General features: G+C 59.2%; 9 protein-coding genes. 3 read left to right on the plus strand and 6 right to left on the minus strand.

Annotation, left to right across the window (positions count from 1 at the left end; translation table 11 throughout):
* Positions 1 to 3 precede the first annotated feature (3 nt).
* The 4 genes from BMZ66_RS08095 to BMZ66_RS08110 all read right to left on the minus strand — a co-directional run bounded on the left by BMZ66_RS08095 (position 4) and on the right by BMZ66_RS08110 (position 5,329).
* The gene (locus BMZ66_RS08095) at positions 4 to 1,023 is read right to left on the minus strand and encodes an SPASM domain-containing protein (RefSeq protein ID WP_092670915.1); all 1,020 of its coding nucleotides are present in this window, start codon (positions 1,021 to 1,023) and stop codon (positions 4 to 6) included.
* Between the two features lie 122 nt (positions 1,024 to 1,145).
* Positions 1,146 to 2,780 (minus strand): TlpA family protein disulfide reductase, encoded by a 1,635-nt coding sequence (locus tag BMZ66_RS08100; RefSeq protein ID WP_177204649.1) that lies wholly within the window; start codon positions 2,778 to 2,780, stop codon positions 1,146 to 1,148.
* Positions 2,781 to 3,197: 417 nt separating this feature from the next.
* On the minus strand, positions 3,198 to 4,595 hold the full coding sequence (gene radA, locus BMZ66_RS08105) for a DNA repair protein RadA (RefSeq protein ID WP_092670919.1): 1,398 nt from the start codon (positions 4,593 to 4,595) through the stop codon (positions 3,198 to 3,200).
* Between the two features lie 131 nt (positions 4,596 to 4,726).
* Positions 4,727 to 5,329 carry a hypothetical protein gene (locus BMZ66_RS08110; RefSeq protein WP_092670921.1) on the minus strand — a complete coding sequence of 201 codons (603 nt, stop codon included), beginning with the start codon at positions 5,327 to 5,329 and terminating at the stop codon, positions 4,727 to 4,729.
* 194 nt (positions 5,330 to 5,523) lie between these two features.
* On the opposite strand from BMZ66_RS08110, the gene BMZ66_RS08115 reads away from it, so the two are divergent.
* The gene (locus BMZ66_RS08115) at positions 5,524 to 6,942 is read left to right on the plus strand and encodes a sensor histidine kinase (RefSeq protein WP_092670923.1); all 1,419 of its coding nucleotides are present in this window, start codon (positions 5,524 to 5,526) and stop codon (positions 6,940 to 6,942) included.
* 130 nt (positions 6,943 to 7,072) lie between these two features.
* On the plus strand, positions 7,073 to 8,731 hold the full coding sequence (locus BMZ66_RS08120; RefSeq protein ID WP_092670925.1) for an NAD(P)/FAD-dependent oxidoreductase: 1,659 nt from the start codon (positions 7,073 to 7,075) through the stop codon (positions 8,729 to 8,731).
* Between the two features lie 41 nt (positions 8,732 to 8,772).
* Here the strand turns inward: BMZ66_RS08120 and BMZ66_RS08125 are convergent, their stop codons facing one another.
* Together BMZ66_RS08125 and BMZ66_RS08130 are read right to left on the minus strand one after the other, a co-directional pair.
* Positions 8,773 to 9,504: a LytR/AlgR family response regulator transcription factor gene (locus BMZ66_RS08125; RefSeq protein ID WP_092670927.1), complete on the minus strand. Its 732-nt coding sequence runs from the start codon at positions 9,502 to 9,504 to the stop codon at positions 8,773 to 8,775.
* A gap of 11 nt (positions 9,505 to 9,515) precedes the next feature.
* Positions 9,516 to 10,565, minus strand: coding sequence for a sensor histidine kinase (locus BMZ66_RS08130; protein ID WP_092670929.1), 1,050 nt, complete (start codon positions 10,563 to 10,565; stop codon positions 9,516 to 9,518).
* Between the two features lie 208 nt (positions 10,566 to 10,773).
* Between BMZ66_RS08130 and BMZ66_RS08135 the strand changes: the two genes are divergently transcribed.
* Positions 10,774 to 11,691, plus strand: coding sequence for a DUF5694 domain-containing protein (locus tag BMZ66_RS08135; protein ID WP_092670931.1), 918 nt, complete (start codon positions 10,774 to 10,776; stop codon positions 11,689 to 11,691).
* Positions 11,692 to 11,751 lie beyond the last annotated feature (60 nt).

The following is an 11,751-nucleotide window of genomic DNA, read 5'->3' on the forward strand; positions in this document are numbered from 1 at the left end:
GGCCTAGCCCCACACCTTCGTGCCTTCCGAGCAGTTGCGACACATCTCAATCTGGTCGCGGCCCTTGAGCAGGCTGCCGCGAAACTGCTGGTACTTAGGCCCCTGCCAGAGCTGCCGGAAGGTTTCGGTCTTGAGGTCGCCTTGCCGGTACTCGGCGTCTTTATCGAAGCAGCAGGGCACCACCAGGCCGTCCCAGGTGATGACACAGGAGTGCCACATTTTCCAGCAGTGGTCCACCAGCTTATTTTTCAGGCTCCAGGTGCCATTCTGGTTGTTTTGGTAGCGGGAGTAGTAGTCAATGGTAGGGATGAGCGGAGAACCGTGCTGGTGGTCGTAAATCTGCGCGGTTTTAAACCACACGTCGTCCACGCCCATGGCGTCGGCCAGTTGCCTGGCGTCGTCAATCTGGTGCTCGTTGGGCCGCACCACCAGAAACTGAAAAATGATGCGCGGCGTGCTCGACTTCAATTCCTTGCGCCATTTCACAATGTTGCGGGTGCCTTCCAGCACTTTCTCCAGCTTGCCTCCCACGCGGTACTGTTGGTATACTTCCTGGGTGGTGCCGTCGAGGGAGATGATGAGGCGGTCCAGGCCGCTTTCCACAGTGCGGCGGGCGTTCTGGTCGTTGAGGTAGTGGGCGTTGGTGCTGGTGGCGGTATAAATGCCCTTATCAGCCGCGTACTTCACCAACTCCAGAAACTGCGGGTGCAGATACGGCTCGCCCTGAAAATAGAAAATAAGGTACCAGAGCCGGCTGGCCACTTCATCAATCGTCCTTTTAAACAAGTCCTCGGGCAGCATGCCCGTGGGCCGCGTGAACGAGCGCAGCCCGCTGGGGCACTCCGGGCAGCGCAGGTTGCAGCTGGTGGTGGGCTCGAAGCTGAGGGCCATGGGCAGCCCCGCCAGCCGCGCCTTGCCCGTGAGCTTGCTCAGGATGTACGACCCGACTACCTGCACCGTGTTCCAGACGCGGAGCGGCGTGGCTTTCGACAAAACGTTCAGGCTATCGGTGAGCACAGACATGGGAGCGGGATAAAGCAGTAGCGCGAACTTTGTAGTTCGCGTCCCCGCGCCATCTGGGTTCGTCCACTGGCGCGGGGACGCGAACTACAAAGTTCGCGCTACTTCGGTTGTGTTGCGGCCGGTTACTTTTTAGTTGCCGGAAAATCGATGGCGCTGGTATACGTACTAGCCTTGCCAAACGACTGATTGATTTCGTCGATGGCGGCGCGGCTACTCAGGCGCTTGGGCTTGGTGTTGAGGAAGGTGCCGTCTTCACCCACCAACATGTAGGTGGGCACCTCCTGCAAAGCATAGTCACTGGCCAGTTTCGAGCGCAAGCCACCGCCGGGCACGCGCACTTGCACTCCGGGCAGTTTTTTCACGGTCACCAGCTGGCGCCAGGCCTGCTCGTTCTCATCGAGGGCAATGTTGATGAAGGTGATGTTCTTGCCTTCAAACTTCTTAATCAACTCCTGCGCATAAGCCAGGTCACGCAGGCACAAGCCGTTGGTGCTCTTCCAGAAGTTCAGGTACACCAGCTTGCCCGCAAAGTCGTGCAAATTCACGGTATCGCCTGCGGCTGTGGCCAGCTTGAAATCGGGCGCGGGAGCGCCAATGGCAAAATCCTTGTGCTGGTCGAAGTCGGCCTGCAAGGTGGGGTAATACTGGTTTTTAAGGTCGTAGGTACGATAGTCGGCCAGCATGGCTGCCGACTGTTTCACGTGCCCAAACCGGAACGACTCCTGCAGGATGCGGCCCAGAACGATGGCCCGAACAGGGCCAGTGAGCTTCTTGCTAGCCAGCGCATACGAGGCAGGGTAGAAGTCGGGGTCGGAACGCTGACGCTTGTCCTGGGCTACGGTGAAGTGAATGTAGTTCAGCAAAAACTCGTGGTAGAGCTCGCTCTGAATAGCATTGGGCTCGTTGAGCAGGCCGGGCTCGCGCAGGAAGTTGTAGTAGTCCGGGGCCATTTTGAGGCGGCTTTCGGTGTTCACCACTTGCTCCCGCAGGTCCTGGAACGTCAGCCGGTCGTTGGCGTAGGCGTACACCACTTCGGCGCGGGCATAGTTGTAGAAATCCTGGGTGAAGGACTGCTTGGCAGCGTGGTCTTCCAGAAAGTTGAACTGGTGCTTGCGGCGGTACTCCAAAAACGACAGGAACGGCGCTTCGTACAGTTGAATGTTGTCGGGCAATACCTGGAAGCCGTCGTTTTCCACAAACTGGGCGTCGGCCTCTACGAGGTAGTTATTGGCGTTGGCAGCCTGCTGGCGGTGGCGTTGCTCTTCGCTCAGGTTGGCGCGGTTGCGCAGCTTGGTGGCCAAGCCGGTAGGCACATCGTTGGGCCGAAATTTCAGGGTTCCCGACATGTCGCTGCCCTTGAAGCGCACATCCATATCGGTGCCCGCGTCCAGGAACAGCGGCGCTACGTCGTCGCCATACACCAGGTCGGCTTTGGTGGAGCCGTACACAGGAATCACCAGCTTAAATTCACCTTTCTCATTCAGCGGAACGCGAATGAGCTTTTCTTTGGGGTCGAGGGGATTCTCGCGCAGTGTAACCCCCACCGAATCGGTGGTAGGGCTGGTGATGCGGCCGCTGAGCACCGCCGTGCCCGTTGGCTTTGCCACAGCAGCAACTACCGGAGCGGGCTTTGCTGGCGCCGGAACTGGCGCAACAGGAGCTCCGGCAGGGGCCACGGCAGTTTCTACTTCATCAGCGGCGGTTGCAGGGGCCGCCGCTTTGGTTTGCACGGCCTTTGCGGCAGGAGCCTTTTTCACGGTTGCCGCACTAGAGGCGGGCTTACGCGGGCTTGCGCTCGTCGTAGGCACCGGCTTGGGCTGGACTGAATTTTTTGCTGGAGCAGGCTTGCTTTGCCCATAGCTCAACAAGGGAGCCGCAAGCAGCGCCGTTCCCAGCATGCGACGCGCACAAGTGATGAAAGCTGACATCATATCACAAAAAAACTAGCAGAAGACGACCACCATCGACCGCCGATAACTGAATATAAACCAACAACACCGACCAGCTTTACATATGAATTCGCGGTAAAAGCCTATCAGCACTCCGAAGATAAGGCTTTTTGATTTATAAAATCCAAATCAGCTTCGCAGTAATTTTTAACCTCGTCCGGTAAAAGCCTATTTAGTGGTTGTTGGCAATGGCAGGCACCTACTGATTATCAGTGCAATTTCGCCCTAACCGAATAAGCCGTTCAACACTTCGTCGAGGCGGCTCACGGCGTGCACTTTTAAGCCAAATCGCGCCAGGTCAAGTCCCTTGCCATTAAACTGCGAAACATACATCTCGCGGAATCCTAATTTTTCGGCTTCGGCCAGGCGCTGGTCGAGTCGCGACACCGCCCGAATCTCGCCGCTCAAGCCGACTTCGGCCGCCAGGCAAACATCGCCGGGAATGGGCAAATCATTTAGCGAAGAAACCACGGCTGCGCACACGGCCATGTCGAGGGCGGGGTCGTCGAGGCGCAGGCCCCCGGCAATGTTCAAAAACACATCGTGCTGACCTAAACGCAGGCCGGCGCGCTTTTCCAGCACGGCCAGCAGCATTTGCAGGCGCTTGGCATCGAAGCCGGTGCTGCTGCGCTGGGGCGTGCCGTAGGTGGACGGCGTGACCAGGGCCTGCACTTCCACCAGCAGCGGCCGGTTGCCTTCCAGCGTGGCGCCAATGGCCATGCCGCTCAGGCTTTCGCCGCGCTGCGAGAGCAGGATTTCGGAAGGGTTGCTCACCTGGCGCAGGCCGTCGCCCTGCATTTCGTAAATACCCAGCTCCGAGGTGCTACCGAAGCGGTTTTTGGTGGTGCGCAGAATGCGGTAGCTCATGTGCCGGTCGCCCTCAAACTGCAGCACGGTGTCCACCATGTGCTCCAGGATTTTCGGGCCGGCAATGCTGCCGTCTTTGGTGATGTGGCCAATGAGCAGCACCGGCGTGCTGGTTTCTTTCGCAAATTTCAGAAACTCGGCGGTGCACTCGCGCACCTGGCTCACGCTGCCCGCGCCGCTCTCCACCAGCGTGGAGTGCATGGTTTGGATGGAGTCGATGACAAGGATGTTGGGCTGCACCTGGTCAATCTGCCGGAAGATGTTCTGGGTGTTGGTTTCGGTGAGGATGAAGCAGCCGGAGTGCTGGCCGTCGGCCATCCGCTCGGCGCGCATTTTAATCTGGGCCTCGCTTTCCTCGCCGCTCACGTAGAGCACCTTCATCTTGCGTAGGCTCAGGGCAATCTGGAGCATGAGCGTGCTCTTGCCAATGCCGGGCTCGCCGCCAATGAGCACAATGGAGCCGGGCACAATGCCACCGCCCAGCACGCGGTTCAGTTCGCCGTCGGGGGTGATGATGCGGGGTTCGTCCTCGGCCAGAATATCGCCAAGCGGCACCGACTTGGCGGCTTTGACAAGGTTGCCGCCGGGCACAGTGCTGGCGGGCTTCCACTGGCCGGTGGTGGTGGCCACGGTTTCTTTCTGAACGACTTCTTCGACGTAGGTATTCCACTCGCCGCACGCCGGGCAGCGGCCTATCCATTTCGCCGATTGAGCGCCGCAGGATTGGCAGAAAAAAACAGTTCTTGCTTTGGCCATATTTTGAAAACTGACGCATGATAAGGTCAGCTTTAGATAAGCTATTTGAGGCATTAAAAGTGCCTCTGAAACGGAATTTGGCTGGCAATTGTAGCTGACTTTGCACCCAGCCAGTTGCTACATGCTCATCCCTATTTGCCTGCTACGAGGGCATTGTATTGGCTCACCAGTTCGGGAGCGTTATCAATCCGATAGCGCGACTTGGTAGCCCCACCAGCTTTGGCCGACTGCTGCAGTTCGGCTGCCAGCGCGGGGGCCTTGCTGCACTGCTTGCTCATGAACTCTACAAAGGCTTTATGGCCCCGTGGCACCTCCTGCAACTCGCCGCCCGCCTTGCGCACATACCAATAATATTTCTCGTGCGTGCCATTAGAATTAGAAACGGAGTAGCCATAAATTTCCATAGGGCCAGGTGTAGCAAGGTTCTCAGCGAGCCTTTTGAGGGGCTTACCCCGCATATGCAGCGACTCCAACGTGTGCCCGTCCACGGTCATGCTTTGCAGGCGCTCAATGCTGATAACTTTCACGGGTGGCATCGGCATTACGTCGGGCGGCTGCTCGTAACAGCGCACTTGGTTGGTGGTGTTGCTGCGATAATCCCTAACGTATCCCCGGGCCTGCTTGCCGCTCACAAAGGTGAAAACCGCTGGGAAGTAAGTTGGCTTGCCGTCCCGGGCGGCCCGCAGCGAATCGACCCGCGTGGCTACGCGCGCCCCCTGCTGCGCGTGAGCCATGAAGCTGACCGCCAGACAGACGACCCCTAATAAAGCAGCGCGGCACCTCTTTGCTTTTCTGACGGGCTCTTCTGGTAAAATTCTTACATTCATAAAGCATTAAAACTAGTTGTCCGTCTGTAATCTAGTTACAAAGTACGTTTGCCGCAGGCTTACTACGCTCCATTTTTTGTCCCTTGCCGGGCCGCATACCCATGTCTGATACGCTTGCCCTGACCACCTCCGACCTGGCTACTGTCACCGCCTTTGCGGGCCTCCCCGATACCGTGCTGGAATGGCTACTGGCCCACGGCGAACGGCGTGACTTGGACGACGGCGGCTCCATTACCCAGCCCGGCGACCCAGCCGAGTACCTCATGGCTATTCTTCAGGGCGGCATCCAGTTCTACACCCTGCAAAACGGCACCCGCGAGCCCCGGTTTCGGGTTGAAAAGGGCCAGGTGAGCGGCGTGCTGCCCTACTCCCGGCTGCGCATCAGCATCGGCCTTGGGTTGGCTGTGGGGCACACGGTGCTGTACCTGTTGCACCGCGACCAATTCCCGGCCCTCGAACAAGTCAGCCCCGAGCTAGTACAGCGCCTCGTAGCCCTAATGAGCGACCGCGCCCGCGACGAGGCCCGGAGCCAGGAGCGCGACGACAAGCTGCGGGCCCTGGGCAAGCTCTCGGCCGGCTTGGCGCACGAGCTGAATAACCCCGCCGCTGCCATCGCCCGCGCCTCCCAGGCCCTGGCCGACCGCGCCGCCATCAAGCCGCATCTCCTGCAGAGGCTCATTGAGCAGTGCTCCAACCCAGAGGCTCTTTGCGCCTTCACCGCCCTGGCAGTGCCCATGGCCCAAAGCGCCACGCCACCGCTGCACCTCTCGCCCCTGCAGCGTTCGGCGCGCGAAGATGAGTTGGCCGACTGGCTGACCGAGCAAGGCGTACCCAACGGGTATGAGCTGGCCCCGGGCCTGCTCGAAACCGGCTTGACCGCCGAAATATTAGCCACGGCGGCCGAAGTTCTGCCCCTGCCCGCTCGCCCCGCGGCCTTTGCCTGGCTGGAATCCCAGCAGAGCACCATGCAGCTCATCCGCGACGTACAGGAGGCCGGCAGCCGCATCAGCAAGCTGGTGGCCGATGTGAAAACGTACTCGCACATGGACCGCGCCGGTGGCTTTGAGCTGCTCGACGTCACCGCCGGGCTCGATAGCACGCTCAACATGCTGGGCTTCGAGCTACGCCAAAAGAACGTGCACCTCACCCGCGACTACGCCCCGGGCCTGCCCCAAATTAGGGGCCAGGTAAGCAGCCTGAACCAAGTGTGGACCAACCTCATCGACAACGCCATCGACGCGCTGCCGGCCCAGGGCGGCGAGCTCACCCTTCGGACCCGCGTGGAGGGAGCTTTTGTGCGCGTTTTTCTGATTGATAATGGTGCGGGCATCCCGGGCGATGTGCTGCCGCACATCTTTGAGCCGTTTTACACCACCAAGCAAGCCGGCGCGGGCTCTGGCCTGGGCCTGGACATTGCCCAGCGCATCATCAGGCAGCACGATGGACGCCTTGAAGCCAGCTCCCGCCCCGGCCACACTGAATTTTGCGCGTGGTTGCCGGTGGCCACGCCCTTGGCTTAGCTCAGTACATCTTGCTTTCCGCAGTCGAAAAATCAGCTTTTTACCACCTTTTTACCTGTCGTATTAGTCCTGCGTCCACATTGGTTGGGTGCCACTCCGCTGATACGCTTTGCTTTAATTAAACGACATCATGGCCTCCAATAAGCCCTTCATCTTAGCTGTTGACGACGACCCGCAAGTACTGGCCGCCATTACCCGCGACCTGCGGCAGGAGTTCGGCAAAGACTACCGCATCTTGCGCGTCGGCTCCGGCCCCGAGGCCCTGACGACGCTGCAGGAGCTGCGCGTGAAGGAGGAGTCGCTGGCCCTCATCGTGGCCGACCAGCGCATGCCCGATTTGGAGGGCGTGGAGCTGCTCACCGCCTCGCGCGACCTGTTTCCAGACGCCAAGCGCGTGCTGCTCACGGCCTATGCCGACACCGAAGCCGCCATTCGGGCCATCAACTCCGCCCGGCTCGACCACTACCTGATGAAGCCCTGGGACCCGCCCGAGCAGCTGCTGTTCCCCACCCTGCACGACTTGCTCAATGCCTGGCAGGCCGCCCACAAGCCCCGCTACGGTGGCCTCCGGCTCATCGGGTTTCAGTGGTCGCCGCTCTCGCACGAGCTCAAGGATTTTCTCAGCGGCTACATGGTGGGCTACCAGTGGCTGGATTTTGAAACCCAACCCGAAGCGCAGGAGCTGCTAAAAGCCAGCGGCTACAACTCCACCGACCTGCCACTAGTCATTTGTGCCGATGGCACCGCCGTGCCCAACCCAACGAAGGCTTCGCTGGCGCAACACCTGGGCATCAACAGCAAGGCCACGCAGGAGATGTACGACGTGGTGGTAGTGGGCGCCGGCCCCAGCGGGCTGGCTGCCGCCGTGTACGGTGCCAGCGAGGGCCTCAAAACACTCATCATTGAGCGCCAGACCCCCGGTGGCCAAGCCGGCACCAGCTCGCGCATCGAAAATTACCTGGGCTTCCCCACCGGCCTGAGCGGCGCCGAGCTCACGCACCGCGCCTGGACGCAGGCCGTGCGCCTGGGCGCCGAGTTTTTGGCCCCACAGGAAGTAAGCCAGCTGTGCGTGCAAGACGGCTACAAAGTTCTCACCCTCAGCGACGGCAGCGAAATCAGCACCCGGGCCGTGGTGCTGACCACCGGCGTGAGCTACCGCACCCTCGATGTGCCCGGCATGGACCGCCTCAGCGGCGCCGGCGTGTACTACGGTGCCGCCCGCACCGAGGCTCGCAGCTGCGATGCGCAGGACGTGTACATCGTGGGCGGTGGCAATTCGGCCGGGCAGGCGGCCATGTATTTGGCTACGTATGCCCGCCGGGTGTTCATCGTTATCCGCGGGGCCGACCTGGCCGCCAGCATGTCGGCCTACCTCATCGAGCAGATTCGCAGCACGCCCAACATCGAGCTGCTGCCCTTTTCGCAAGTGAAAGAAGTGTGCGGCCAGGACCACCTCGAAGCCGTGATGGTCGACATCAACGGCACTGTGGAGAAACGGCCGGCCCGGGCCTTGTTCGTCTTCATCGGTGCGAAACCCAGCACCGAGTGGGTCAACGACCAGATTTTCTGCGATGGCAAAGGCTTCCTGCTTACCGGCCGCGACCTACTGGCTGATTCCCGCTTTGCGGCTACCTGGAAAAAGCAGCGCGAACCGTTTCTACTCGAAACCTGTGTACCAGGCATTTTCGCGGCCGGCGACAGCCGGGCCGGCGCCATGGCCCGCGTGGCCTCGGCCGTGGGCGAAGGCAGCATGGCCATCAAGTTTGTGCATCAATACCTGGACGAGTAGCCATTTGACTTACGTCGGTACCGCCTCGCAATGATACCTGGCTATTCTTTATCCCGAATCACCTTAAAGAAGGCTTTCCGGTACGTTTCGCCAACGGCGATGCTCTCCTGCCCAATGGTTAGAGAATTTCCATCAATTAGCCGGATGTGGTTGAGCGACACGATGTAGGACTTGTGCACCCGCATGAAAGGTGGCTGCGGCAGCTGCGTTTCCAGCTCGCGCAGGCTTTGGTAGGTGACGATGCGCTGGCCCGGCACGAAGATGGACACGTAGTTTTTCAGGCCCTCGATGTAGAGAATGTCATCGTGGCTGACCCGTTGGAACTTGTTTTTGCTGTCGCCTTTCACAAACATGTAGTTGGTCGGGGCAGGCGCGGCCAACGTCGGCGGCATTGGGGCGGGCGCCGGGGCCAGAGAAGGCGTCAGCAAGGCATAGGCTTTCTGGGCCGCTCGTAAGAACCGGTCGAAGGCAATGGGTTTGAGCAGGTAGTCCACCACGTCGTGCTCGTAGCCGTCGAGCGCATATTCGGGGTAGGCCGTGGTGAGGATGACTTTGCACTTGTTGCCGCACAGCTTCAGAAACTGCAGGCCGGTGAGCTCGGGCATCTGGATATCGAGAAAAACCAGGTCGGCCCGGCCCTCCTGGACCCAAAGCAGGGCTTCGATGGGCTTGGTCGTGGTCCCGACCAATTCCAGAAAGGGCACCTTCTCGATGTAAGCCGCCAGAAGCCGGCTGGCGTAGGCTTCGTCGTCGACGGCAATGCAGCGCAGCATGAAGGCAGTTTTCAGGTGAATAATAGCTCCAGCCGGGCGTGGTGCACCGTACCGTTGTTGTGAATGGCCAACTCGTGCCGGCCGGGGTACAGCAACTCCAGCCGCCGCCTAATGTTGGCGAGGCCTATGCCCGTAGTGGCGTCTTTCTGGTGTTGGTTAATGTGGTTGCGCACCTCAAAAGTGAGCCCGTTGTCGGGGCGAAGATGCAGCGTTATTTCTACCGGGCGGTCAGATTTGTCGGTGATGCCGTGCTTAATGGCATTCTCCACGAATGGCACCAACACCAGTGCCGCCACGCGCTGCCCGTTGAGATGCCCGCGCACGTCAAAGTTGACAAAGAAGTTGTTCTCGAAGCGCAGCCGGTAGATGGACAGGTAATTCTCCAGGTAATCGACTTCGTTTTGCACGGCCACCTGTCCGTCGGGGCTTTCCTGCAGCATGTAGCGCATCAGGGCCGAGAGCTTGAGCACGGCCTCGGCCAGCGGCTCCGACACAGGGTACGCCAGCGAGTAGATGTAGTTGAGCGTGTTGTAGAGGAAATGGGGGTTGATTTGCGTTTTGAGAAAGGCGAGCTCGGCCTGCGTTTTCTGCTGCTGCAATTCCTGAAACTGGAGTTGGTTTTCGCGCTCTTTTTCACGAAAGCTAAAGGCTTCCTGCACGCTCCACGTCACGGCCGCCAGCGCCACCGTAGGTATAAGGAAATACAGGTTATCGACCAAGTAATAGAGAAGCGTGGTATCGGGCGAATAGTTGCTTAACCCAAACAGCAGCGGCAGCAACCCCTCTTCCAGCCCATAGCGAGTACCCGCAAACACTACCGGAGTTCCGAGCAGCCCTAACACCAGCAGGCCCCACCGTCCCCGACGAATGCCCTGCGGAAATACCAGCAGCAGGCAGTAATAAAAGAGTACCAGTAGGCTCAGCCAGAAGGTCACCACCAGTAGCATGATGTGCCCCCGGCTGGCCGGTCCTGTGTATAGGAAGCCACGCCACCACACATCGTAGCTGATGAGGAGTCCCCAGCCCAGGAACTGGTAAAGCCCTATGCGCTTCTGATTCATGGGCTAAAAGTACCCATGTCCTGACCTGCACATCGGTATTTTATCCCAACCCGCTCCTTTGAGATGCCAACCCTGGCTTTGAACTTACATAACCGTTTTTGTCTCCTTGCCGGGAGTTGGGATAATGTTTGAGCAGGTTGGGATAATAGACTTTTGACCGCGTGGGTAAGCGGGCACCTTTGCCTCATCACCTTCACCAACTACTCCAATGACCGCCGCCATCCGCTTCCTGCTTGCCCTATTGCTCAGCACTACACTTACTGCTGCCGCTCAAACGAAGCCCCCGCAGCCTCACACCAGAATCAAGGTGTATCTGGTGGGAACGTTTCACTTCGATGGCTCCGCAACCGATGTAGTAAAAGGCAGCAAAACTGACATGGAAGCCACTAAGAAGCAGCAGGAAGTAGAAGACCTGATAACCCGACTGGCCCAAACCAAAGCCGACAAAGTGTTTGTGGAATGGAGACTCAAAGACCAACCGTTTGTGGACAGCACCTACGCGCTGTACCGCAATAATCAGTTTAAGCTCGGCAACAACGAGGTGTACCAAGTGGGCTACCGGCTGGCGAGCAAGCTGAAGCTGCCCCGCGTGTACTGCGCCGATGCCGACGGCGTGTTCGACTACGAGGGCGCCTTAAAATATGCCAAGGCTCACGGCCAGGAAAAAACGTTAAATGGTGCGTTTAGTAGCGCACAGCCGGACAGCATTCGCCAGCTGATGGAAGCCCGGCTAGGCACCACCGTGGGCCTGGACGCGGAACAGGCCCTGAAAGACCTCCCTAACGAAACACTTGTAGCGAAGCTGGCTCGGTTCAATTCTACCGAGTTTATGCGTGGCAACATGGATAGTTACCTGCTCACGCTGGCCCGGGTGGGTGGCAGCAGCAATTATGTGGGCGCCGACCTGGCCGGGGAATTCTATAAGCGCAACATGCGCATTTACACCAACTTGCTTCGCGCCGTCGATATCAAACACGACCAAAGCATTGTCTTGGTAATTGGTGCCAGCCACGTGGCTTTCCTCCAGGAGCAACTTTTGTATAGCTCGCTGTTTGAGGTGCAGGACGTACTGCCGCTGCTAACGACGCAAGCGAAGCCATCTTCCTCCAAGAAGTTGGCTCGATAACCTAATCAACCCAAAAGTGCCCGCAACACAAGGCTGCGGGCGCTTTTGGGTTGAACAAAT

Source organism: Hymenobacter arizonensis, assembly GCF_900115775.1.
Classification (GTDB): Bacteria; Bacteroidota; Bacteroidia; order Cytophagales; family Hymenobacteraceae; genus Hymenobacter; species Hymenobacter arizonensis.